25 protein-coding genes are annotated in these 24,034 nt (G+C 62.6%); 11 read left to right on the plus strand and 14 right to left on the minus strand.

The annotated features are described in order from the left end of the window. Positions 1-177 precede the first annotated feature (177 nt). Positions 178-522, plus strand: a complete 345-nt coding sequence (locus GE253_RS07185) for a hypothetical protein (protein WP_153203468.1) — start codon at positions 178-180, stop codon at positions 520-522. Positions 523-599: 77 nt separating this feature from the next. On the opposite strand, the gene GE253_RS07190 is transcribed toward GE253_RS07185, so the two are convergent. From GE253_RS07190 to sdhC, 4 genes are read right to left on the minus strand one after another with little or no spacing between them, the layout of a single operon-like run. Further along, on the minus strand, positions 600-1,382 hold the full coding sequence (locus GE253_RS07190; protein ID WP_153203469.1) for a succinate dehydrogenase iron-sulfur subunit: 783 nt from the start codon (positions 1,380-1,382) through the stop codon (positions 600-602). Positions 1,383-1,412: 30 nt separating this feature from the next. Beyond that, positions 1,413-3,203 (minus strand): succinate dehydrogenase flavoprotein subunit, encoded by a 1,791-nt coding sequence (sdhA, locus tag GE253_RS07195; protein WP_153203470.1) that lies wholly within the window; start codon positions 3,201-3,203, stop codon positions 1,413-1,415. Between the two features lie 4 nt (positions 3,204-3,207). After that, entirely contained in the window at positions 3,208-3,603 is a 396-nt protein-coding gene (sdhD, locus tag GE253_RS07200) for a succinate dehydrogenase, hydrophobic membrane anchor protein (protein ID WP_153203471.1), read from the minus strand. 17 nt (positions 3,604-3,620) lie between these two features. Beyond that, positions 3,621-4,022 carry a succinate dehydrogenase, cytochrome b556 subunit gene (sdhC, locus tag GE253_RS07205; RefSeq protein WP_153203472.1) on the minus strand — a complete coding sequence of 134 codons (402 nt, stop codon included), beginning with the start codon at positions 4,020-4,022 and terminating at the stop codon, positions 3,621-3,623. Between the two features lie 259 nt (positions 4,023-4,281). Here sdhC and GE253_RS07210 point away from each other — a divergent pair, with 259 nt between their 5' ends. Then, positions 4,282-5,028 (plus strand): GNAT family N-acetyltransferase, encoded by a 747-nt coding sequence (locus GE253_RS07210; RefSeq protein WP_153203473.1) that lies wholly within the window; start codon positions 4,282-4,284, stop codon positions 5,026-5,028. Positions 5,029-5,157: 129 nt separating this feature from the next. On the opposite strand, the gene GE253_RS07215 is transcribed toward GE253_RS07210, so the two are convergent. Both GE253_RS07215 and GE253_RS07220 read right to left on the minus strand, forming a co-directional pair. Beyond that, positions 5,158-6,024, minus strand: coding sequence for a CoA ester lyase (locus GE253_RS07215; protein ID WP_153203474.1), 867 nt, complete (start codon positions 6,022-6,024; stop codon positions 5,158-5,160). 222 nt (positions 6,025-6,246) lie between these two features. Further along, positions 6,247-8,001: a methyl-accepting chemotaxis protein gene (locus tag GE253_RS07220; protein WP_348770788.1), complete on the minus strand. Its 1,755-nt coding sequence runs from the start codon at positions 7,999-8,001 to the stop codon at positions 6,247-6,249. Positions 8,002-8,157: 156 nt separating this feature from the next. Here GE253_RS07220 and pdxY point away from each other — a divergent pair, with 156 nt between their 5' ends. The 3 genes from pdxY to GE253_RS07235 all read left to right on the plus strand — a co-directional run bounded on the left by pdxY (position 8,158) and on the right by GE253_RS07235 (position 10,100). Continuing rightward, complete coding sequence (gene pdxY / locus GE253_RS07225) at positions 8,158-9,021, plus strand: pyridoxal kinase PdxY (RefSeq protein WP_153203476.1); 864 nt, start codon at positions 8,158-8,160, stop codon at positions 9,019-9,021. A 98-nt stretch (positions 9,022-9,119) separates the two neighbouring features. Continuing rightward, the gene (locus GE253_RS07230; RefSeq protein ID WP_153203477.1) at positions 9,120-9,539 is read left to right on the plus strand and encodes a hypothetical protein; all 420 of its coding nucleotides are present in this window, start codon (positions 9,120-9,122) and stop codon (positions 9,537-9,539) included. A 39-nt stretch (positions 9,540-9,578) separates the two neighbouring features. Continuing rightward, a complete protein-coding gene (locus GE253_RS07235) occupies positions 9,579-10,100 on the plus strand; it encodes a thioredoxin family protein (RefSeq protein ID WP_153203478.1) in 522 nt (173 codons plus the stop codon). Between the two features lie 76 nt (positions 10,101-10,176). Here GE253_RS07235 and GE253_RS07240 read toward each other — a convergent pair whose 3' ends face one another. Continuing rightward, on the minus strand, positions 10,177-11,205 hold the full coding sequence (locus tag GE253_RS07240; protein ID WP_153203479.1) for an aspartate-semialdehyde dehydrogenase: 1,029 nt from the start codon (positions 11,203-11,205) through the stop codon (positions 10,177-10,179). Positions 11,206-11,354: 149 nt separating this feature from the next. On the opposite strand from GE253_RS07240, the gene GE253_RS07245 reads away from it, so the two are divergent. The 4 genes from GE253_RS07245 to GE253_RS07260 all read left to right on the plus strand — a co-directional run bounded on the left by GE253_RS07245 (position 11,355) and on the right by GE253_RS07260 (position 15,901). After that, complete coding sequence (locus GE253_RS07245; RefSeq protein ID WP_153203480.1) at positions 11,355-11,690, plus strand: DUF962 domain-containing protein; 336 nt, start codon at positions 11,355-11,357, stop codon at positions 11,688-11,690. A 40-nt stretch (positions 11,691-11,730) separates the two neighbouring features. Then, positions 11,731-11,994, plus strand: coding sequence for a hypothetical protein (locus GE253_RS07250; protein WP_089286702.1), 264 nt, complete (start codon positions 11,731-11,733; stop codon positions 11,992-11,994). A 126-nt stretch (positions 11,995-12,120) separates the two neighbouring features. Then, positions 12,121-13,413, plus strand: coding sequence for a pentapeptide repeat-containing protein (locus GE253_RS07255; protein WP_153203481.1), 1,293 nt, complete (start codon positions 12,121-12,123; stop codon positions 13,411-13,413). A 412-nt stretch (positions 13,414-13,825) separates the two neighbouring features. Then, complete coding sequence (locus GE253_RS07260; RefSeq protein WP_153203482.1) at positions 13,826-15,901, plus strand: TonB-dependent receptor; 2,076 nt, start codon at positions 13,826-13,828, stop codon at positions 15,899-15,901. 44 nt (positions 15,902-15,945) lie between these two features. Here the strand turns inward: GE253_RS07260 and GE253_RS07265 are convergent, their stop codons facing one another. From GE253_RS07265 to uvrC, 7 genes are all read right to left on the minus strand, one after another. Beyond that, positions 15,946-16,707: a hypothetical protein gene (locus tag GE253_RS07265; protein ID WP_153203483.1), complete on the minus strand. Its 762-nt coding sequence runs from the start codon at positions 16,705-16,707 to the stop codon at positions 15,946-15,948. After that, on the minus strand, positions 16,700-17,227 hold the full coding sequence (locus tag GE253_RS07270) for a sigma-70 family RNA polymerase sigma factor (protein ID WP_153203484.1): 528 nt from the start codon (positions 17,225-17,227) through the stop codon (positions 16,700-16,702). The genes GE253_RS07265 and GE253_RS07270 overlap by 8 nt, the downstream gene beginning before the upstream one ends. Before the next feature lie 223 nt (positions 17,228-17,450). Next, positions 17,451-18,143 (minus strand): glutathione binding-like protein, encoded by a 693-nt coding sequence (locus GE253_RS07275; protein ID WP_153203485.1) that lies wholly within the window; start codon positions 18,141-18,143, stop codon positions 17,451-17,453. Positions 18,144-18,608: 465 nt separating this feature from the next. Further along, complete coding sequence (locus GE253_RS07280) at positions 18,609-19,085, minus strand: molybdenum cofactor biosynthesis protein MoaE (protein ID WP_153203486.1); 477 nt, start codon at positions 19,083-19,085, stop codon at positions 18,609-18,611. Then, positions 19,085-19,336, minus strand: coding sequence for a molybdopterin converting factor subunit 1 (gene moaD / locus GE253_RS07285; protein WP_348770814.1), 252 nt, complete (start codon positions 19,334-19,336; stop codon positions 19,085-19,087). Before moaD ends, GE253_RS07280 begins: the two co-directional genes overlap by 1 nt. Then, a complete protein-coding gene (gene pgsA, locus GE253_RS07290; RefSeq protein ID WP_153203488.1) occupies positions 19,336-19,911 on the minus strand; it encodes a CDP-diacylglycerol--glycerol-3-phosphate 3-phosphatidyltransferase in 576 nt (191 codons plus the stop codon). The genes moaD and pgsA overlap by 1 nt, the downstream gene beginning before the upstream one ends. Before the next feature lie 51 nt (positions 19,912-19,962). Continuing rightward, complete coding sequence (gene uvrC, locus GE253_RS07295; RefSeq protein ID WP_153203489.1) at positions 19,963-21,891, minus strand: excinuclease ABC subunit UvrC; 1,929 nt, start codon at positions 21,889-21,891, stop codon at positions 19,963-19,965. Positions 21,892-22,575: 684 nt separating this feature from the next. Between uvrC and GE253_RS07300 the strand changes: the two genes are divergently transcribed. Then, the gene (locus GE253_RS07300; RefSeq protein WP_173012542.1) at positions 22,576-23,211 is read left to right on the plus strand and encodes a TetR family transcriptional regulator; all 636 of its coding nucleotides are present in this window, start codon (positions 22,576-22,578) and stop codon (positions 23,209-23,211) included. Positions 23,212-23,377: 166 nt separating this feature from the next. Further along, the gene (locus GE253_RS07305) at positions 23,378-23,917 is read left to right on the plus strand and encodes a phasin family protein (RefSeq protein WP_153203491.1); all 540 of its coding nucleotides are present in this window, start codon (positions 23,378-23,380) and stop codon (positions 23,915-23,917) included. Positions 23,918-24,034 lie beyond the last annotated feature (117 nt).

Below are 24,034 nucleotides of genomic sequence, written 5' to 3' on the forward strand. Positions count from 1 at the left end.
CAGCATGGCACCTGAGCGTGCATTCTACGCTTCACAGAAACGGGTCAGTAATGAAGGGTTTACAAAATAAACGGATATTTTCTATGTGGATTCGTTTTATCCACAGTCTGTAACAGCGATTGCTTATCTCAGTGATCGTGGGTGATAATCATCCATCATATAGTGATGGGGATGTAGATGGCGCGCATTGTTCAGATATCTACGGTTATCTTGTTGGCAGCCGCATCGACCAGCTTTTTGGCGGGCTGTTCGATTAATGTAAATGACGGGGAAAACGAGCATGGGAATTTTCGGAACCCCCGTACCGCGACCGATATCTGCCGGCGGGAGGTTGACCGATCCTATGGTGATCGCTATCGCATCGCCTTTGATTTGCCGGAACTGACCAGCAATGGCGGCACCCAGACAGTGCATCAGCCGTTCACAATGGCCAGTCGCAAGGACAGTTTCGAAGCGCCACAGCGTCGGGCGCTGCGCTGTACCATCGTCGATGGCATCCTGACCCAGGCGGGGCCGGGCTGAGATCAGCCGGACAGAAAAAAGCCGCCGGAGGAGCATTCCCCCGGCGGCTTCTGGGTATTTATACCTGCTATTGGGCCTTACGCGGCGCGTTCGGCCATCATCTTCTTGATTTCGGCGATGGCCTTGGCGGGGTTCAGGCCCTTGGGGCAGGTCTGGGTGCAGTTCATGATCGTATGGCAGCGATAGAGACGGAACGGGTCTTCCAGCGCATCCAGACGTTCACCGGTCATTTCATCGCGGCTGTCGGCGATGAAGCGATAGGCCTGCAGCAGAACCGCCGGGCCCAGGTAACGGTCGCCATTCCACCAATAGCTGGGGCAGGAGGTGGTGCAGCAGAAGCAGAGGATGCACTCATACAGACCATCCAGCTTCTCACGCTCTTCCGGGCTTTGCAGCCGTTCGCGTGAGGGGGCCGTCGTCTGCGTCTGCAGCCAGGGCTTGATCGAGGCGAGCTGGGCATAGTTCTGGTTCAGGTCCGGCACCAGATCCTTCACCACCGGCTGGTGCGGCAGCGGGTAGATCTTGACGTCGCCCTTCACATCGTCGATCGCCTTCAGGCAGGCCAGCGTGTTGCGCCCGTCAATATTCATGGCGCAGGAACCGCAGATGCCTTCACGGCAGGAGCGGCGGAAGGTCAACGTGCTGTCCACATCGTTCTTGATGTGGATCAGCGCGTCCAGGATCATCGGCCCGCACTTATCCAGATCGATCTCATACGTATCCTCACGCGGGTTCTCGCCCGAGTCCGGATCGTAGCGATAGATGCGGAACTTGCGCGTGCGCTTGGCGTCAGGACCGGCAGAGCGAACCGTCTTGCCGGGCTTGACCTTGGAATTGGCGGGGAGGGAAAATTCAGCCATGGGTCGAAGGCCTTCTCAAACGTCGCGGGATCAGTACACGCGCTTCTTCGGCGGGAACACCTCAACCTCATTGGTCAAGGTGTAGAGGTGGACGGGGCGGTCGCTGATGGTCGGCTTGCCCGTTTCGTTCACCCACACGGTCGTGTGCTTCATCCAGTTGACGTCATCGCGTTCGCTGTAATCCTCACGGGCGTGGGCGCCACGGGATTCGGTGCGGTTGGCGGCGGAATTGATGGTGGCGACGGCCTGGTACATCAGATTGTCCAGTTCCAGCGCTTCCACCAGATCGCTGTTCCACACCAGCGAACGATCGCTGACAGCCACGTCCGGGCGTTTGGCCCACACGGCCTTCATTTTCTCCACGCCTTCGTCCAGCACCTCACCGGTGCGGAAGACGGCGCAGTTATTTTGCATGATCCGCTGCATTTCCAGGCGCAGATGGGCAACGCGGGTGCCACCCTTGGCGTTGCGCGCCTTGTCCAGCCGGTCCAGCGCCTTATCGGCATTGTCCTTGGCCAGGGTCTTGTGCGGAGCACCCTTTTCCACGATCTGGCTGGCCTTGATGGCGGCAGCGCGACCGAACACCACCAGATCGAGCAAGGAGTTGGAGCCGAGACGATTGGCTCCATGCACGGAAACACAGGCGGCCTCACCGATCGCCATCAGGCCCGGCACGGTCTGGTCCGGGTTGTCGGCGGTCGGGCGGATCACCTGACCATGATAATTGGTGGGAATGCCGCCCATATTGTAATGCACGGTCGGCAGCACCGGGATCGGTTCCTTGGTCACGTCCACGCCAGCGAAGATACGCGCACTTTCGGCGATGCCCGGCAGGCGGGAATGGATGACTTCCGGTGCCAGATGTTCCAGATGCAGGTGGATGTGGTCCTTATGCTCACCGACGCCACGGCCTTCGCGGATTTCGATGGTCATGGAGCGGCTGACCACGTCACGGCTGGCGAGATCCTTGGCCGAGGGGGCATAGCGCTCCATGAAGCGCTCACCTTCGGCGTTGGTCAGGTAACCGCCTTCACCGCGCACACCCTCGGTGATCAGACAGCCGGAGCCGTAGATACCGGTGGGGTGGAACTGCACGAATTCCATATCCTGCAAGGGCAAGCCGGCACGCAGCACCATGCCGCCGCCGTCACCGGTGCAGGTATGGGCCGAGGTGGCGGAGAAATAGGCGCGGCCATAGCCACCGGTGGCCAGCACGGTCTGGTGACCACGGAAGCGGTGGATCGTACCGTCATCCAGGTTCCAGGCCAGCACGCCGCGGCAGGCACCTTCCTCGTCCATGATCAGGTCGAGGGCGAAATATTCTACGAAGAATTCCGCATGGTGGCGCAGGCTCTGCTGATACAGCGTATGCAGCATGGCGTGGCCTGTACGGTCAGCGGCGGCGCAGGTACGGTAAGCCTGACCCTTGCCATATTCGGTGGTCATGCCGCCGAAGGCGCGCTGGTAGATCTTGCCTTCCGCCGTGCGGCTGAACGGCACGCCCTGGTGCTCCAGCTCAATGATGGCGGGGATGGCCTCGCGCACCATGTACTCGATGGCGTCCTGGTCGCCCAGCCAGTCCGACCCCTTCACGGTGTCGTACATGTGGTAGCGCCAGTCGTCCGGGCCCATATTGCCCAGCGCTGCCGAGATGCCGCCCTGCGCTGCCACGGTGTGGGAGCGGGTGGGGAACACCTTGGTGATACAGGCCGTCTTCAGGCCCTTTTCGGCCATGCCGAAAGTGGCGCGCAGGCCGGCGCCACCGGCGCCGACGACGACGACGTCATATTCGTGATCGATGATCTTGTAGGCGGTCGCCATGTTATCAGGCTCCGAAAGCGATCTTGAGGACGGCGAAAGAGGCGAGCAGGAACAAAACCAGCGCCGCCGCCTTGGTCAGGCCGATGGCGACCAGCTTGCTCAGCTTGCCATGGAGATAGTCCTCGAAGACTTCCTGCAAACCGTAGGCGGCATGATGGAATGTCGCACCCAGGAACAGGATGGTCAGGATGACCGGGCAGGGCTTCTTGAAAGTGGCGACCACTTCTTCGTAAGAGGCACCGATCAGGCTCAGGACCAGGATGACGAACAGCACGGTCAGCACAGCCAGACCGGCGGAAGCCACGCGGTAGGCCAGCCAGTGCTGGGCGCCGAGCTTGGCGGAACCCAGACCGCGCGCGCGGCCGAGGGGGGTGCGGAAGCTATTGGTGGGATTGGCCATATCTCTCTTCCCCCGGATCAGAGCGCGAAGACCAGAACCCAGGTCACGATCGTCGCACCGATGGAGGCGCCGATCACCAGGTTCGCGCTGCTGTAGGATTGTTGCAGGGACAGCATCTTGGCGCTGAAATCCCAGGCCAGATGGCGCAGCCCATTGAAGAAATGGTACCAGAGGGCGGCCGACCAGCCGAACATCAGGATCAACCCGATGGGCGAGGCAATGAAGCCTGCTGCCGTGGCGTAGGCTTCCGGCCCAGCGGCAGCAGCAACCAGCCACCAGACCAGCAGCAAGGTGCCGACGCACAGGCCGATGCCGGTGATGCGGTGGGTAATGGAGGTCAACGCCGGCAGGGGTAGCCGGTAGACCTGAAGGTGGGGGGACAGCGGGCGTTGCCGCTTGGCCGCAGGCGTATCGGTCATCTCTCAGGCGTCCTTAGGTGCTGAACCGGGATGCATCCGTGTCGCGCCTGCCGGCGACGACACCCGCCGGATCGAAAACCGGCAGCGGGAATTGTCACAAGAAATGCTGGGGGTTCAATTACGCCGAAGCCTTGCCTGCGTCAACGCTCCCCACCCCCTATTTTGGTGCGATGCGGTGCAGGTTTGATCAGCTTTATTGTAAGATGATTGCTTAAGTTGCGAATAGTTCGCAAATAGTCTGTCAAGGAAGCCGCCTATTATGGAAATGGATATCGGCCGGATACAATCGCTGGAAGATCTTTGCCTTTCCGCCTGGCCGGCGCCGCAACAGTTGCACCATGCCGGCTGGGTGCTGCGGTTCGCCGCAGGCCATACGGGAAGGGCCAATTCTACCAATGCCGTGGCGCCGCAGCAGGAGATTCAGAACGATCTTATCCCCCTGGTGGAACGGGAGTATCGCCGCCGTGGGTTGCGGCCGACCTTCCGTGAAACCCCGCTTTGCCCACCCGGTTTTACTGCCGCAATGGTGGATAAAGGCTATTTGGCCGATGATGAAAGCCATGTGATGGTAGCGGAAATACCCGCCGGCTGCGCTCCTGACCCCTCTGTTCGCATACAGAACAATGCTGATGACGCATGGCTGTCAGCCTATCGCAGCATGGTCCCGGTGGCGGAAGCGGAGATGCCGGCGCTGCGGGCTATTCTGGCCGGCATTGCCGCATCCACCCGCTATCTGACGCTGTGGAGCGACGGGCGGCCGGTGGCCGCCGGTCTTGGAGTGATCGACCGGGGCTGGGTGGGGCTCTACAAGATCGCCACCCAGCCGCAGGCGCGCGGCCAGGGCCATGCCGGCCGCTTGATTCGCGCGCTTTATGCCGAGGCGGCGGGGCAGGGGGCCGCCGAAGCCTATCTACAGGTGGGGGTCGGCAACCAGCCGGCATTGTCGCTGTATCGCCGGCTGGGCTTCACCCCGCTGTATAATTATCGCTATTACCGCAAGGGCTGAGGGGGTGTACCAGCGGCATGAAATCCTGAATCGCCGGCGCCAGCATCCGCTGGCTTGGCTACGCCGCTACCGAGCGGCGCGGCGGCGGTCGCCGCCGTACCAACGGTCATGAATTATGACCGTTGGTATTTAGCCGCGCGCCGCTACCGCCTCGCCCATGGCGACGGTGCGACGGGCGGTTTCCACATGCAGGGCTTCCACCAGCTTGCCATCCACCAGGGTGACACCCTTGCCCGCCGCCACCGCCTCGGCATGGGCGGCGATGATACGGCGGGCGCGGGCCATTTCGTCGGCCGTGGGGGCAAAGGCGCTGTTGGCGGCGGCCAACTGCTTGGGATGGATCAGGGTTTTGCCGTCAAAGCCCAGTTCGCGGCCCTGGCGGCAGGCGGCGGCAAAGCCGGCTTCATCCTCCAGATCGACATGCACCCCATCCAGCACGGCCAGTCCAAAGGCGCGGGCGGCCAGCAGGGTCAGGCCCAGGCTGGTGATCATCGGCAGCCGGTCTTGCGTGTTCAGCGCGCCCAGATCCTTGGTCAGGTCAGAGGTGCCCATTACCAGACATTCCAGGCGGGGGCAGGCGCCAGCAATATCGGCGGCAGCCAGCATGGCGCGCGGGGTTTCCATCATCACCCACAGGCGCAGACTGTCTGGCGCGCCGGAAGCACGCAGCACGCGATCGGCCATGCGCACCCCCTCCGCACTGTCTACCTTGGGGATCAGCACCGCATCGGCCCCGCTGGTGGCGGCGGCCACAAGATCGGTATGGCCCCAGGGCGTATCCAGCCCGTTGCTGCGGATCACCAGTTCCCGGTGCCCGTAACCACCGGCGGCAATGGCGGTCCCCACCTGGGCGCGGGCCTGTTCCTTGGCGTCGGGGGCCACCGAGTCTTCCAGATCCAGCAGCAGCACGTCCGCCCCCAAGGTCCGGGCCTTTTCCAGCGCGCGGGGATTGGCGCCGGGCATATAAAGGGCGGAGCGGCGGGGACGGCTGGTCATGGTCGCATGTCCTGAAAAGCAGAAGGGGCGGGATGGACGCCAGCCTAGCCAAGCTGGCCGCCAACGTCCATCCCGCCCCTTCAGGCAAAACCGCGCAGCGCTGGGATTCGTATGCTCCCTCACGCGCCGGGCGCTGCCTCCGGCAGCTTGGCTTACGCGCACATGGGCGTGCCAAGCCGGCAGTTGCCGGCCTTCAAGGGGCATGGAACATGCCCCTTGTTATCAGGCGCTGCGTACCGACGCCAGGAAGCGGTCCACCTGGGTGGCCAGCGCGCCGGCCCGTTCGGACAATTGGCCAGAGGCACCGGTCAGCTGGGCGGCGGCTTCACCCGCCTGTACGGCCCCCTGGCGGACATCGGCCACGGTTTCAGACACGGTGGTCATGCCCTCTGCCGCGTTCTGGGCACTGCGGGCGATTTCCGCCGTGGCGGCATTCTGCTGTTCTACGGCAACGGCGATGGAGCCGCCGATTTCGTCCACCTCCGCCACCGTGCGGCTGATCTCCTTGATGGCGGTAACGGCCTGTTCAGTGGCGGTGCGGATTTCGGTGATGCGCTGGGCAATGTCGCCGGTGGCGCGCTCTGTCTGACCGGCCAGATTCTTCACCTCTGACGCCACGACGGCAAAGCCCTTGCCAGCTTCCCCGGCGCGTGCCGCCTCAATGGTGGCGTTGAGCGCCAGCAGATTGGTCTGGCTGGCAATTTCGGCGATCAGGTCCAGCACCTCCCCGATGCGCTGGGCCTTTTCCGCCAAGCCATCAACAATACCATTGGTCAGGATGGCCTGTTCAGCGGCACGGCGGGTGCGGGTGCCGCTGTCGCTGATCTGGCGGCTGATTTCACGGATGGAGGCGGCCAGCTGCTCGGCGGCGGTGGCCACCGATTCCACTTCCTCATTGGCAAGGCTGGTGGATTGCTGGGTGACGTCAATGCGCTTCTGATTGGCGACGGCGTTGGAGCGCAGAGCATCGGCGGCCTGCCCGATCTGGGTGGCGGAACTGCCCACGGCGGTCACCACGGCCTGAACGTCGTTTTCAAAACGCTGGGCCAGGGCTTCCATCTCCGCCTTGCGGGCCTTGCGGGCCTGTTCCTCATTTTCCGCCCGTTCGCGGCGCAGCCGGTCGGCCTCAATGGCATTGCGCTTGAACACTTCCACGGCGCCGGTGATTTCCCCCACCTCGTTCTGTGCCGTGGCGACCGGGATCTGTGTCTTCAGATCGCCATTGGCCAGCCGCAGCATGGAGTCGGTCAAGGCGCGCAAGGGCAGAATGGACTGCACGGTCCACCAGGCGAAGGCCCCGCCGATCAGCAGACAGATACCGGCAACGATCAGCATCAGGGTGGAGAAGCCGCTGGCTTGGGCGCGGGTATCCGCACCGATCAGGCTGCTTTCTTTTTCCTGGAAATCGATGAACTGGTTGATGGTCTTCAACCAATCATTCATCCGCGGCCGGATATCGGACAGGATCAATTCCTGGGCGGCGGCGATATCTCCCGCCTTACGCAGGTCAATTACCTTGTTGATCAGGGGCAGGGTCTCGGCTTCGATCTGCTTGATCCGGGCCAGGATGGTGCGCTCTTCCGGCCGGATATCATCCGGGTTATTGGTGAACAGCGTGTCCATGTTGCGGGCGGCTTCCGTATAGAAGCCTTCCAGACGGCGGATTTCCGCCACCACGATTTCCAGCAGGTCAGGCTTCACCAGCACCACGTCCCGCAGCGCGATGGCGCGGTCATGCACGCTGCCGCGAAAATTGATGGCATAGCGCTGCTTGACGCCGTTCACCTCGTTGATCTGGGTCAGCCCCTCATCAATCAGTGCCACTTTCTTCATACCGATGCCCGTCAGCAGGGTCATCAAGGCCAGGACGGTGGCGAAACCGATCAATACTCGCGTTCTAATTTTTGCGTCTTTGATGCTGCGCATGGGGTGGCACTCAGGGGAAGGGTTGGTAGCCGAAAGACTATGTGACGGCATAACACGAAGATAAGACCTTATTGCTTGCGTTTTTCGGGAAATTTTGAAGTGATTGGGAGCACAGCCAATCCATCATCCCCGTCCCGCGATTTCCGATTGCCGTGGGCCGCCGGTTGGGCGTAGCTGATAGGTGCTGCCACGGCCCCGGATGCCCCGATGAAGACCATTCTGACCATCCAGTCCCATGTCGCCTTTGGCCATGTTGGCAACCGGGCGGCGGTTTTCCCCCTGGAACGGCTGGGCTTTGATGCCATTGCCGTCAATACGGTGCAGTTTTCCAATCATACCGGCTATGGTGCCTGGACCGGCATGGTCTTCCCGCCTGAGCATATCGCCGATGTGTTACGGGGGATTGAAACCCGCGGCGCCTTGGATGGGGCAGCGGCGGCCCTGACCGGTTATCTGGGCGATGCGGCGCTGGGGGAGGTGGTGCTGGCGGGGGTCAAGCGGGTGAAGCAGGGCAACCCGGCGGCCGTTTATTGCTGTGATCCGGTGATGGGCGATGTGGGGCGGGGCTTCTTCGTCCGTCCCGGCATTCCGGAATTCTTCCGCGATCAGGCACTGGCCCTGGCCGACATCATCACCCCCAACCAGTTTGAGCTGGAATATCTGACGGGGCTGAAGGTGGGCGATCTGGCCTCCGCGCTGGCTGCCACCCGTGCCGCGCGGGCCTTGGGGCCGCGCTGGGTGATGGTGACCAGCCTGACCCGGCTGGATGCACCGGACGACCGGATTGAAATGCTGCTGGACGGGCCGGACGGCGCCTATCTGGTCTCCACCCCAAGGCTGGCGCTGGACCCGCTGCCCAACGGGGCGGGGGATTGTGTGGCGGCCTTGTTCCTGGCCAAGTTCCTGGAAAGCGGCGGCGATGGCGCCGCCGCGCTGGGCCATGCGGCCTCCGCCATCTATGCCGTGTTCCGGCGCACGATGCAGAGCGGACAGCGGGAGCTGCAGATCGTCGCCGCTCAGGATGAACTGGTCCGGCCGTCGGACTATTTTACCCCGGTGCGGATAGACTGAAAAGGTTCGGGGCCTGCGTGTTAATCACCACGGGGCCTTGCCGTGCCCGCGCCGGCCGGTCTATTCCAGGGATCATTCGCGGGACCAGGAGTTTTTCCATGCCCTTCATCCGTCCTTTGCCGCTGTCCGGCCTTGTCGTGGTGCTGCTGTCGCTTCCCCTTGCCGCTCAGGCCCAGCCGGCGGCGGTGCGCAACAGCCAGCCGCAGGGGGAGTTTGGGTGCGAGGTGCAGCGCGATACGCCCTGCCAGGGCAAGGTGGATTTCGCCAAGGGCAAAAGCTTCGAATTCAAGATTCCGGGGCCGGGCGACGTCGTCTTCCAGAATGATGGCAACAAGCGCTGTACCCTGGAATATTCCATCTCCGAAAGTACGCTGGCGGCCACCGGCCGCCAATTGTCGCTGGGGGCAGGACAGACGGAGACGCTGACGGTGCGGGATGCCGGCGGCATGGTGATCCGTTTCTTCAACCGGGGCCTGGGCTCCAGCACCTGCGATCTGACGGTCAGCCTGAAGGGTTGATCATTCTCTCCGCCTTATCTTGCTCTCAACCAGGATGTGATGATGCGCCTGTCCCGTCTTCTTCTGGCTGCCCCGCTGGCTTTCGCCCTGCTGTCCACCACGCCCGCCCTGGCGCAGGACGGTGCCCATGGCGCGGCCCCCGTCTGGTCGCACAGCTTCGATCCCGCGCGCGACCCGGCGGCCGACCTGAAGCAGGCGCTGGCGGCGGCCAAAGCGGAAAATAAGCGGGTGCTGATCGATGTCGGCGGCGACTGGTGCATCTGGTGCAAGCTGCTGGACGCCAAGTTCGAGCAGGAGGCCGAGCTGCGCCAGTTGCGCGACACCAATTTCGTGGTGCTGAAGGTGCATTACGACAAGAAGGTGAACCAGAACGAAGCCTTCCTGTCGCACTATCCCAAGGCGGCGGGATATCCGCACCTCTATGTGCTGGACAGCAATGGCAAGTTGCTGCAGAGCCAGGATACGTCCCTGCTGGAACTGCCCAAGGAGCAGGGCAAGGGCCATGACAGCGCCAAGATCAAGGCGTTCCTGACAGAATGGGCGCCCAAGCGCGGGGCGTGAACATCCCTCAATCGGCACAAAAAAGCCCCGGAGAGCGAACCCTCCGGGGCTTTTTTGGTGGGCTTTAAAAGCCCGATCAGTCGGCCGGGCCGATATGGCCGTCGCGGATCATCACCTCGGCAATCTGCACGGCGTTCAGGGCGGCACCCTTCCGCAGATTGTCGGCCACAACCCAGATGTTCAGGCCATTTTCCACTGTGGAATCCTCCCGGATGCGGCTGATGAAGACATTGTCTTCACCGGCCACTTCCACCGGGGTGACATAGCCTTCATCCAGGCGGTGATCGACAATGGAAATGCCGGGGGCGGCGCGCAGGGCGCGGCGGGCCTCATCAGCGGTGATCGGATTTTCGAATTCGATATTGATCGCTTCCGAATGGCCGATGAACACCGGCACGCGCACGGCGGTGGCGGTGACCTTGATGGAGGGGTCGAGAATCTTCTTCGTCTCCACCACCATCTTCCATTCTTCCTTCGTCATGCCGTCATCCATGAACGTATCGATATGCGGGATGACGTTGAAGGCGATCTGCTTGGTGAACTTCTTCTTTTCCACCGGATCGTTGACATAGATGGCGCGGGTCTGGGTGAACAGCTCGTCCATCGCTTCCTTGCCGCCGCCGGAAACCGACTGGTATGTCGACACGACGACGCGCTTGATCTTGGCCAAATCATGCAGCGGCTTCAGCGCCACCACCATCTGGATGGTGGAGCAGTTGGGGTTGGCGATGATGCCCTTCTTGCGCCAGCCGGCCAGATGGTGCGGGTTCACCTCCGGCACCACCAGCGGCACGTCCGGGTCCATGCGGAAATGGCTGGTATTGTCGATGACGCAGGCACCGGCGGCGGCGGCCTTGGGCGCAAACTGGGCCGAGACCTTGGCACCAGGGGAGGACAGCACGAAATCCGTGCCGCTGAAATCGAACTTGGCCAGATCCTGCACCTTCAGCACATGATCCTCGCCGAAGGAGACCTGCTGCCCGGTGGAGCGTTCCGACGCCAAGGCCACCACTTCAGAGACCGGGAAGTTCCGGTCGGCAAGCGTCTGCAGCATCTCACGGCCGACATTGCCCGTAGCGCCAACGACGGCGACCTTGTAACCCATTTTCCCGGTCCTCAGATGATTGGTGTTGAAAGGATATGACGAAAGAAGCTGCCATTGCGACAGCTTCAAACGCTATTCTGACTTATTGAAAGGGCGCCCGCATGGCAAGAAAATGACACGTGCGCCCATGTTGCGGGAGGAATGCAACCATGGCACAGCGCCAATATCGCACCTTTGCCGAGTTCTGGCCGTTCTATCTGCGGGAGCATAGCCGGCCGCGGACGCGGGCCCTGCATTATATCGGCAGTGCCCTGGCCCTGGCCTGTCTGGCGGCAGCGATCTTGTTTCTCGACCCAAGGCTGCTGCTGGCGGCGCTGCTGGCCGGCTATGCCTTTGCCTGGGCGGCCCATGCCGCTGTTGAGCACAACCGGCCGGCCACCTTCACCTATCCGCTCTGGTCGCTGGTCGCCGATTTCCGCATGTTCTTCTTGTTTCTGGCCGGAAGGCTGGGGCCGGAGTTGCGCCGCGCCGGTATTTCCGGCTGAATGCCGGGGTGTGGCTGTTAACCAAAAAGGGGGCGTTCGCGTGTCGGAACCGATCGTGGAGATCATCGCCAAATCCATCAAGAATGCGGATAAAAGCTTCTTCAACGAAGATTATATCAAGCAGGCCAAGGCGGTGGTGGACGGGCTGCGCAAGGCCGGGCTGGAGGTGGTGCCGATCACCCCGCCCGATGCGCTGGTAACATACGCATCGGAGAATATCCCTTTCGGCCGCTTGCGCCCCACCGACTTCATCCGCACCATGTATTCCACGATGGTGGCCAACGCCCGGAAGTTCGTCAGTTGACGCAGACGTCACGTTGACCATAGGCCGGCAAGCCCGTACTTTCATGATATTCACTTCGGATGTTTCAGCATCCTGGTTCCGCGCCATCGGCGCATCGGCGGGCCCTATCCCGGAGAATGCAGCGGCATGGCAGAAGAGGCTCAGCCAAAAGCAGAGGCGGTGACTTGGCGCCGGCCCTCTCCGGAGGAGCTGATGGAGGCGCTGCGGCGCCATACCAAGCTGATGGAAGGCAGGCTGGGCGGACAGCGGGCCATTTTCGTGCTCTGCGATCTGCGTGGTGTCAATCTTTCCAATGCTGATCTGCGGGCGGCCGAACTGACCGGTTCCCGCTTCGATCAGGCACAGTTGGTGAAGACGCGGCTGACCGGGGCCAACCTGTTCGCTGCCGATCTGCGTCTGTGCAACCTGCAACAGGCTGACCTCAGCAAGGCGGACCTGCGCGGCGTCACTATGCGGGGTGCCGATCTCAGCCGCGCCAGGCTGCGCGACGCCGATGTGCGGGAAGCGGTGCTGGCGGTCTATCGCGGTGGTAAGCCATTGCCACAGGCCTTTGACGGGCGCATCGCCAATCTCGCGGCTGTCATTGCCAATTCCGCCGATTTTTCCGGCGCCAAGATGAATGGTGCCATCACCCTGAAGGCGGATTTTACCGACGCCAATCTGCGCCATGTCGATCTGCGGGGTGCTGATTTGCGCGGGGCGAACTTCAAGGGCGCGTTGCTGGAAGGTGCCAACCTGCAGGACGCCAAGCTTCAGGAAGCTGATTTCGCCGGGGCCGTGCTGACGGACGCGCTGCTGCGCGGCGCCCTGGCTGAGGGGACCAATTTCCGCGGCGCCATTCTGGACAGCGGCGCGTTGGCGGATTTGCGACGGGGTGGTGCGCTGCTGCCCGGTGCCGCCGAAGAAGGGGAACAGGTGGGGCAATTGCTGGCCCGCCATGCCGAATGGATCGCCAATGCCGGCCGCAGCGGCCTGCGGGCGGATTTCAATGGGCGCGATCTGGCCGGGCACGACCTGCGTGGCAGCAATCTGACGGCAGCCCGGTTGGGCTTCGTGCTGGCGCGGCGGGCGCTGCTGTCCAATGCCGTTCTGGTGATGGCCGATCTGGAATGCGCCGACCTGCGGGAGGCGGAATTAAGCCAGGCCGACCTGCGCGGCGCCAATCTGGAACGGGCGCATCTCAACCGTGCGCAGATGCAAGGGGCCAACCTGTCCCCGTTGGTGAGCGCTGAAATGTCTGACCGGCGCTGGCCGGCCCGGCTTTCCGGGGCGCACCTGCAACAGGCCGACCTGCGCAATGCCGATCTACGCGGTGCTGTAGCGCGCGGGACCGATTTCACCGGCGCTGATCTGCGCGGGGCCAAGCTGGATGGGGCCGACCTGGAAGGTGCGATCTTCACCCAGGCCCGGCACGATTAGAGCGTATTTCCGCAGACCGTAAATACGCTCCAGCATTTCGTTTTTCTCAGAGTCCGTCCGGAGAGTTTTCTTTTTTCAACGTATTACGCGATTTAAGTTTTTTAGCACCGTCACCCCGGCGAAGGCCGGGGTGACGGTGAGGGTGCAGTAAGATTTTGATAATGAATGAATACCGTCCAGGCTGACACTCAGTCGCAGGCGTTACCCCCGGCAGCTTCGCTTGCGCGCACATGGGAGTGCCAGGCCAGCGACCGCTGGCCTCCAAAGGGCATGTCCCATGACCCTTGGTATCATGGCGTTTGCCCAACCATTTGCCGACCCTGCGACAAGAGTACCCATTTGCAACACTTGACCCGTTCATCGTCCCGCGCCTATCAGAAGTTACGTTATAACGTAATTTGAGAGAATCGTGATGCGCGAGGAAAAGGCGAAGGTTTGGCTGGCGGCGGCCCTGATGGGTGGGCTGATGGCGTCCGCCCTGCCGGCGATGGCGCAGGATGTGCAGGTCGCGGCGGCCAACCCGCATTCCCATGATGATGTGGAAGAGATCGTCGTCACCGCCTCTCCCCTGGGTGCCCGCCAGTTTGACGTGCTCCAAGGCACCTCCGTCCTGTCGGGGGAGGCGCTGGAACGCTCGCTTTCCACCACGCTGGGGGCCGCGCTGGCCAAGCTGCCGGGCATGAGCCAGACCGGCTTCGGCCAGGGCGCGTCGCGCCCCATCATCCGTGGCCAGGGTGGCGACCGTATCCGCATCCTGTCCGGCGGTATCGGCAGCATCGATGCCAGCACCACCAGCCCAGACCATGCGCCGGCCCTGGATCTGGCCACGGCCAAGCGGGTGGAGGTGGTGCGCGGCCCCGCCACGCTGATGTATGGCAGCAACGCCGTGGGCGGCGTCATCAATGTGCTGGATGGCCGTATCCCCATCGCCGCCCCCAAGGACGGCGTGGATGGGTTTGCCCGCATCGGCGTCGGCAGCAATGCCCATGAACGCTCCCTGGCGGCCGGCATGGATGCCAAGCTGGATAGCCCGCTGGTGGTGCATGTCGACGGGTTCTGGCGTCAGACCGACAATTATAAATTCCCCGGCGCCCTGGAATCAGACCGCCTGCAGGCAAAAGAGCTGGCCCAGGGGCAAACCGATGCGGAGGGGCAGGACGGCCACAAGGTTCCCAACAGCAGCCTGACGCAGAAGGGGGCCACGGGTGGCCTCTCCTATGTGGGCGACTGGGGCTTTCTGGGGGCCAGTGTCAGCCGGCTGGAATCCAACTATGGCGTTCCCCCCGATGCCGGCTCGAACGATGGCGGCGAGGATGAAGGCCCGGTCCGGATCGATCTGGGCCAGACCCGTGTGGACCTGATGGGGGAGGTGAACCAGCCTTTCCTGGTGTTCGACACTACCCGCGTCCGCTTTGGCTGGGCCGATTACAAACATACGGAGCTGGAGGATGGTGCCCCCGGTACGCAGTTCCTGAACAAGGGCTGGGAAGGGCGGCTGGAACTGGTGCAGCACCAATATGGCGCCCTGTCTGGGGCGGTGGGTGTGCAGGCCAGCCAGCGTGATTTCCAGGCCATCGGGGAGGAAGCCTTCCTGCCGCCCAGCAAGACCGTGCAGGTGGGCGGCTTCACCGTGCAGCGGCTGGATTTCGGTCCCTGGGCGCTGGAAGGTGGCCTGCGGCTGGAACAGCAGAATATCAAGGCGGACAGCATCAATTATGACCGTGATTTCACCATGGTCAGCCTGTCGGCCGGTGCCTCCTACAAGCTGGGGGATGGCTGGCTGGCGGGCGTCAGCCTGTCCCGCAGCGAGCGGGCGCCGAATGCCGAAGAACTGCTTTCCGACGGCGCACATCTGGCCACCGGTACCTATGAGCTGGGTGACCGCAAGCTGGGCAAGGAAACCGGCCTGGGTGGAGAGCTGACCCTGAAAAAGACCGGCGGCCCCGTCACCGGGTCGGCCAACCTGTTCCTGACCGATTACGACAAATATATCTATGAGCGCTACACCGGTGAGCAGCGGGATGGCGTGCCCGTGGCGGCCTTCAGCGCCACCGATGCCCGCTTCTGGGGCTTTGAGCTGGAAGCGGCGGCGGACCTGTTCCGCCGGCAGGATCAGCGCGTGACCCTGGATGCCGGCCTGGATTACGTGCGGGCGGAAGATACGACCACCAAGACCGACCTGCCGCGCATTCCGCCGCTGACCTTCAAGACCGGGCTGGAATATGCCCAGTCCAGCTTCTCCACCCGGGTGGAGATGGTCTGGGCTGACAGCCAGAACAAGACCAGCGCCTTTGAACTGCCGACCGATGGCTATACCCTGTTCAACGCCTCGCTCGACTGGCACCCGATCGCTGACCGCGACGTGACCATGCTGTTCGAAGTGCGCAATATCACCAATGAGGAAGTGCGGCTTTCCACTTCCTTCCTGAAGGATCGTCTGCCCCAGCCGGGCCGCGATTTCCGGATGGCCCTGAAGATGGGTTATTAATCGGTGCTTTATCCGGGGGCCGCGGCCCCCGGATAGGGACTTCTCTATTCCCGTGGTACCCCCAAGGCGTCGGCCACCTGCAATAATTGGCCTTCCGGTTCCCGCCCGATCAAGGCATAGCCGAAATGCTGGCCCCGCCAGAAGCCGATCACATAGCCCTGCGCCTCCGTCAAGGCGAGGGTTTCGGCATCAGGCTCGTCCTCACTGGGGGCAACCAGCAGGGTGATTCTATGTCCCTGTCGATCTTCATAGATCAACTGGCTGCCGGGGCCATCATCGGTGACGGCTCGCCGGGCGCCGATCAGCCGTAGGCCGATGGATTGCAGCTGAGGCGGTTCCATGGCCATGCCCAGCTGGCTGGCCAGCAGGCGGCGCAGATCGTCCGGGCTGTTACCTGCCGCTTCAACGCTGGTCGGCCGGTTCTCGGCAAAGACCTCATGGTTGGCCAGCGCTTCCCGCGCATAGCCCGGCAAGGGGGTTTGCAGCCAATGGTCGCTGGCATCCCGGGCACCCCAGCCCAGGATGAACAGGCCGATGGCTGCCGCAATCCGCCCGGTGCGCCGCCAGATGGCATGGCGGCGCACGCCCTGTAATAGGCGCTGGTGCATCGGCCGCATGGCGGCCATGGGCAAGGCCCCCTCTGCGGCGGCGATTTTCACCAGCAGATCCTGTTCGGCCATGGCCCGCATTCGTGCCCGCAGATCGGGATCAGCGTCCAGCCGGGCTAGCACCAGGGCTTCCTGGCACGGGTCCAGCTGCCCATCCAGAAAGGCGTGCAGGTCCAGTTCATCCCCATCGTCACGCATCGCGCCCCCCCTTCACCAGACGCAGTTTGGTAACTTCCCCGCCCGCTTCCATCCGGCGCCGCAGCGCCTCACGCCCACGGGCCAGGCGCGACATGAAGGTGCCCAGCGGCACACCCAGCCGCCGGGCCGCTTCCTCGTATTTCACATCATCCAGGGCGATCACCAGGATCGCTTCCCGCTGTGGTTCCGGTAACCCATCCAGGGCCGTCAGCACCTGCCGGGTTTCCACCTGGATCATCTGGTGGGCATCGACACTTTCCGCTGCGGTGGCCTGTTCGGCATAGCGGGCGCGCACCTGCCATTTCCGCCGGTCACTGACATGGCAGGTATAAAGGATGCGGAACAGCCAGGCCCGCAGATCGGTGCCCGGCTGCCATTGTCCGGACGAGGCGATGGCCTTGGTCAGGCAATCCTGCACCAGATCTTCGGCCTCCACCCGGTTGCGGGTCAGCAGCAGCGCATAGCGCTGCAACGACCCCAGGTGGCCTTCCAGCCCCTTGGCGAAACCATCCCCGCTCATCCCACCGCCTTCATTCACGCTGCCCCGGATATTCCCGCCCGGAGGGGCATCCGGGCGGGATTGTCACAGGCCCTCTGCCGACACGTGCCGGCGAGCCTGTCTCCTCCGCCCACCACTGCCGCATTCCGGGGGCAGGCGGATGCCGTAGCGGTGGACATGGTGGGATAACGCGTGGGGCCGGGGATTAATCCGCCTTCCTTACAACGAAACCAGACAAACCGGCTCAGGGCTTGCGGCCATAGAGATTGGCCCGCTCCTCGTCGCTCATCGGCTGGCCGGCCGGGCGGACCTTGTCGGCCAGCAGGGCCAGACCGCGCTGCACGGCGGGGCGGGCGGCGATGCTGTCAAACCAGCGCTTCACCTGGGGGAATTCAGCCAGATCGATATCATATTTCGGGGCATTGCGAATCCAGGGGAGGGTCGCCATGTCGGCAATGCCATAGGCATCGCTGCCCAGATATTGCGTTTCCGTCAGGCGCGTATTGGCCACTTTCAACAGGCGCTTGGCCTCGTTGCGGTACCGTTCGATGCCATAGGGCACCTTTTCTGTCGCATAAAGAATGAAGTGTCCGGCCTGACCGAACATGGGCCCCACACCGCCCATCTGCCACATCAGCCATTGCAGATGGCTGAACCATTCGGCGCTGTCGCTGGGGCGGAACTGGCCGGTTTTTTCCGCCAGATAGATCAGGATGGCGCCCGATTCAAACAGGCTGAACGGCTTGCCGCCCGGCCCGTCGGGATCGACGATGGCGGGCATCCGGTTATTGGGGGCGATCTTCAGGAAGTCAGGCTTGAACTGGTCGCCAGCCCCGATATTCACCGGATGCACAATGTAGGGCAGGCCCATTTCCTCCAGGGCGATGGAAACCTTGTAGCCGTTGGGCGTCGGCCAGACATGGAGTTCGATGCTCATTACCGGATCCCTCTGGGAATGGAAGATGCCAGCCCGGTTCTCTGAACCGACCGGATGGGGAGAAACCTAGTCAACAGACCGGTCCGGTGGAAGTGCGTTACCGCACAGGCAGGATGCAGCCGGTTCTGGGACCAATCCCCAGATTCTGTGGATAAGTATGTGATTAAACCCCTGGTAACTCCGCTGGTTGGCGGTTCCCTGCGGGTCTTGGCAATTTGACCATTTTTTAGGCAGTTGTATGGCGGTGGGTTTCCACGATGCCGGACCGGAAAAGGGTCAGTTCAAAAATATCATTAAGTATCAATATCTTGAGATTTTATGGCGTGAGGATGTGCGTCGGCGACACCGTCGGTTGCCGTCTTCAGCCCTTCATCTGATTGTAAGAATAGGCGTTATATTGGGTCGAAATAGTGAAGGTGGCGCGTGGTGGACAATTATCCATTACCGACACTGTTTATTGACTGTTTAACCTGCCGGCTGGTCCCAGCGGCGGGCCGCTTCCTCATCGCTGTGGCGGCTGGCGACCCAGCGGGTGCCGCGGCATGTCTCTTCCAGCTTCCAGAAGGGGGCCTTGCTTTTCAGCCAATCCATCAGGAAACGGCAGGCATCGAAGGCGGCTTCCCGGTGGGCGCTGGCGCAGGCGACCAGCACGATGTTTTCCCCCGGTTCCATCCGGCCATAGCGGTGGATGATCAGGCAGGCTTCCAGCGGCCAACGCGCCCGCGCCTCCGCCTCGATGGCGGCCAACTGGCGCTCGGTCATGCCGGGATAATGTTCCAGGGTCAGGGCGCACACCGTGCCGGCCTGTTCGTCCGCTTGCGGGTGCAGGTCACGCACCAGCCCGGTGAAGCAGCAGACACCGCCAATCCCGGGATTGCCCTGGGTCAGAGCGGCCAGCTCCACCCCGATATCGAAATCCGCCTGCTGGACTCGGATAGTCATCAGCCCCCCGTCACCGGCGGGAACAGCGCCACCTCGTCACCCGGCGCTACCGGATGGCTGAAGGGCACATATTCCTGGTTCACCGCCACCTTGACCACGGCCAGATTGGACAGGGCATCGGCATAGCCGGCACCGCGCGTCTGCAGATGGGCAATCAGGCCGGCAACATCGCTGATGCCGGGGGGCAGGGCGAGTTCCTCTTCGGCCAGCCCGATCTTGCTGCGCAGCCAGGCGAAATACAGCAGCTTGATCATTCGCTCTTCCCCCCTTGCGGGGCCAGCATGTGGCGCAGGCCCGCACGCAGATAATCCCACCCCGTCACTAGGGTCAGGGCGGCGGCGATCCACAGCCCGACCTCCCCGATGAAGGTCACCGGCCAGGCCGCCGGCCCATGGTCACCGACGATCAGCCAGCCGATGGCCAGCATCTGGATACCGGTCTTCCATTTGGCAAGCCGGCTGACCGGCACGCCAACGCGCAAGCCCGCCAGGAATTCGCGCAAGCCCGAGACCATGACCTCGCGCAGCAGGATCACCACGGCCGGCAGCACGGCCAGCCCGGCAATATGTTGGTTGGCCACCAGCATGATCAGCACGGCCGCCACCAGCAGCTTGTCAGCGATCGGGTCCAGGAACTTGCCGATCAGGCTTTCTTCCTGCCAGGCACGGGCCAGATAGCCATCGAACCAGTCGGTGATGCAGGCGGCCGCGAACAGCCCGGCCGCCACCCAGGCCGGCCAGGGGCCGGGGAAGAAGAACAAGGCCACCACAAGGGGGATGATGGCGATGCGCGACAGGGTGAGGATATTCGGCAGGCTGGTCAGCATTGCAATGGGTGTTCTTCGCCATCGGGTCGGGCAGGGGAGGCGGGCCGCATCCTAGCCCTCGGGATGGAAATGATCATAGATGATTTTAGCGACAGTTCGGTTGATGCCCTCCACCGCCTCCAAATCTGTCAGCCCGGCGCGGGAGACGGCGCGGGCGGAACCGAAATGCAGCAGCAGGGCCTTCTTGCGCCGGGGCCCGATTCCCGGCACCTCATCCAGCGGTGAGGCGCTGATCGCCTTCTCCCGCCGGGCCCGGTGGGTGCCGATGGCGAAGCGGTGCGCCTCATCGCGCAGCCGCTGCAGGTAATAAAGAACGGGGCTCTTGTGATCCAGGCCGAACGGGGGGCGGCCTGGCATGAAAAACCGTTCCCGCCCGGCATCGCGGTCCGGCCCCTTGGCGATGGCGGCCAGACAGACATCTTCGATTCCCAGTTCGGCGAACACTTCGGCCACCACCGCCAATTGCCCCTCACCACCATCAATCAGCACCAGATCGGGCCAGTTCTCACCGGCGCGTTCGGGATCTTCCTTGATGACGCGCTCGAAGCGGCGGGTCAGCACCTCCCGCATCATGGCGTAATCGTCGCCGGCGGCACCGGGCACCTTGATGTTGAATTTGCGATAGGCGTTCTTGATGAAGCCATCCGGCCCCGCCACCACCATGGCGCCGATGGCATTGGTGCCCTGGATATGGCTGTTATCGTAAATCTCGATCCGCTTGGGCGGCTCGCTCAGGCCGAACACTTCCGCCACCCCGGCCAGCAGCTTGGTCTGGCTGCCGCTTTCGGCCAGTCGGCGGCCATGCGCTTCCCGCGCATTGGTGACGGCATGGTCGATCAGCCGCTTCTTGTCGCCGCGCTTGGGCAGGTGCAGCTCCACCTTATGCCCCGCCCGCACCGACAGGGCCTCCTGCAACAGCTCATGTTCCGTCAACTCGTGGCTGACCAGCACCAGGCCGGGGGCGGCCTTATTGTCATAGAACTGGGCGATGAAGGAGGCCAGAACCTCGTCAATTTCCTGTGCCTTGTCATGGCTGGGGAAATAGGCGCGGTTGCCATAGTTGCGCCCGCCGCGGAAGAAGAAGACCTGGATGCAGGTCAGCCCGCCATCCTGATGCGCGGCGATGATATCGGCATCATCGACACCCTCGACATTGATATCCTGGTGGGCCTGGATGGCGGTCAGCGCCCGGATACGGTCGCGCAGCTTGGCCGCCCGCTCAAACTCCAGATTTTCGGCCGCTGCCTGCATAGCCTGGGCCAGCTCGGCCTGAATATCCCGGCTCTTGCCCTCCAGGAAAGCGCGCGCCTCATTCACCTGATCGGCATATTCGGGCGGGCTGACCTTTTCCACGCAGGGCGCGGTGCAGCGCTTGATCTGATATTGCAGGCACGGCCGGGTGCGGGTGGCGAAAACCGTATCGGCACAGGTGCGCAGCTGGAAGGCGCGCTGCAAGGCCGTCAGCACCCTGTTCACCGCCCCGGCGGAGGCAAAGGGGCCATAATACTGGCCCGGATCGCTGCGCGTGCCGCGATGCTTGGTCAATTGCGGGAAGTCGTGGCCGCCCCTGATCAGGATATGCGGGAAGGTCTTGTCATCGCGCAGCAACACATTGTAGCGCGGCATCAGTTTCTTGATGAGATTCGATTCCAGCAGCAGCGCCTCCACCTCCGTATGGGTGGTGACGAATTCCATCTGGGTCGTCTCGGCAATCATCCGCTGCAGCCGGATCGGCAGCTTGACCGGCATCGTATAATTGATGACGCGCCGTTTCAGGCTGCGCGCCTTGCCGACATAAAGCGCATCGCCATGATCATTCAGCATCCGATAGACGCCGGGCCGGTCAGGCAGGGTGCGCAGATAGCCCTTGATCGTCTCAACCCCCCGGTTGAGATCGGCCACAGCACGTTTCGGCCGGCTGGTCGCTGGCTGGGGGTCGGCGGAAGGGCCGGACGGATTTTGGTCGGATGGCTCGCTCATGGCCCAGCATGTGGCGCATAAGCCTGCTCGGGTCAATCTTGCTGCTATGGATGCCAGCTTCTCCCCGTTCGGCACTGTCCGAAAGAGATATGTGGCAGCGCCGTTTCACACTTGACGGAGGGGAGAGCGGCGGCTTCCTGCGGCTTTTCCCAGGTCAGAGAATTCTTCCACGGAATCTGTGGATAAGTCTGGGGGGAAGTGCTGGGCTTACCTGTGCGACCCTAGCGATGCTGCGGCTTTCCCCTATTTGCTCAAAAATTAGGCAATAAGACCATCTTATTGATTTTAAATAGATATCCGGAAGTCAAGCTATCACGTGGCTGTCACATCTGCAATTGAATGGCTTGACATTTGCGGCTGAGGGTCTGTAGCGGGGGCCCTGATGACCATGTGCAAAAGTTTAGGACAGTCTGCCCCTTGCCAAGGACCGCTTTCGTTTCCGATGGCTGGGGTGCGGCGCAACAAGGGCGCATTTCGGGGTGCGGCGTGGGGCAGGCCGACGGGTTTTCTGCATTGTCTGACGGGCTGACTGCTGTGTCCAGGCATGGTGCAGCGTGAAATTTTTCCCGCCAGTCTGGGGCTGTCTTTCAATTCTCGGCATCAGGACCATTTCCATATTTTTGGGGGTGAGCGGCCTGTGCCGTTAGGCCCTGAGTAATGACGCGGTGGAAAAGGGAACGGGACATGTCGGACGAGACCGCGAGCAGCACGCAGACGGCGTCAATCAGGGATGATCGTCAGGCAGCCCTGGCGGCGGCGATGGTGCTGATCGCCCGCGAGGGCTGGCGGGAGACCAGTTTGAAGGCGGTGGCGGATCAGGCGGGACTGCCGCTCGATCGGTTCTATCGCCTGTTCCCCAGCCGGCTGCATCTGCTGGCCGCCCTGGACCGCCATGCCGATGAGCTGGTGCTGGCGCAACCGGTTCCCGATCCGACCGATCCGCCGCATGATCGGCTGTTCGATGTGCTGATGCGCCGGATTGATGTGCTGGAACCGTTCCGACCGGGCTTGCGTGTGCTTGCCCGTAATGGTGTTGCCATCCTGGCCGCCCCGGCCTTGGCCCCGGGCCTTTATCGCTCCATGGGTTGGATGCTGGAAGCGGCGGGTCTGGGCAGGGGCGGTGTGGCCGGCGCGTTGCAGCGGCGTGGACTGGCCACAGTCTGGCTGGCGACTCTGCGGGTCTGGCTCGATGATGAAAGCCCGGACAAGTCCGCCACCATGGCCGCCCTTGATCGCAACTTGAAACGCGCGCGTGAGCTGTGGAACAGCTTGCCCCTCGCGTTTCGTTCTTCTATCGGATCGAAACACGCAGCCGGTTGATTTTATTGTTCTTTTGTGCAGCGCAACAAAGAAGTTGACGAAAAAAGCGGCAAATGCGATAGTTATCCACGGTTTTGCTGCAATGCAATAGCGGTGAGAACCAGTTTATAACCACCAATGGCACCAATCCGTGCCATGGATGAACAGCCCCTGGGGGACTCGACATATGGCCAGCCCGATCAAGAATCCGTTCCTGGATTTCGATCCGTCCAAGTTCTTCGATCCGTCCAAGTTCTTCGATGCCTCCCGTTTCACGGACATGCAGAAGGGCTTTGCCGACTTCCAGAAGGGCTTCGCCGATTTCCAGAAGGGTTTCAGCGACGTGAAGCTGCTGTCGCCGGATTTTGAAGGTCTGCTGGCTACCCAGCGCCGCAATGTGGAAGCGGTGGTTGCCGCCAACCAGCTGGCGGTTGAAGGCTATCAGACGGTTGCCCGTCGGCAGGCCGAAATTCTGCGCCAGTCGTTCGAGGAAGCCTCGGTCCTGATGAAGGAACTGGTCTCTGCCGGCACCCCGGAAGACAAGGTGGCCAAGCAGGCAGAACTGGTGAAGGGCTCTTTCGAAAAGGCGATTGCCAATATGAAGGAACTGTCGGAACTGGTGGCCAAGTCCAACACCGAAGCGGCTGAAGTGCTGTCCAAGCGCGTCAAGGAAAGCATTGAAGAGCTGCAGACCACGCTCTCCAAGCTGACCACCAAGGGCACCTGATATAGGCTCTGTCCCTAGGTGGTCGGCTCTCGGCCCCGAAGGTTAGCAGTTTAAAGAAAACCCCCGCGTCAGCAACGGCGCGGGGGTTTTTCTTTGCGGTGGCGACACACGCAGGCT

The sequence above is a fragment of the Niveispirillum sp. SYP-B3756 genome (genome assembly GCF_009495745.1).
Taxonomy (GTDB): Bacteria; Pseudomonadota; Alphaproteobacteria; order Azospirillales; family Azospirillaceae; genus Niveispirillum.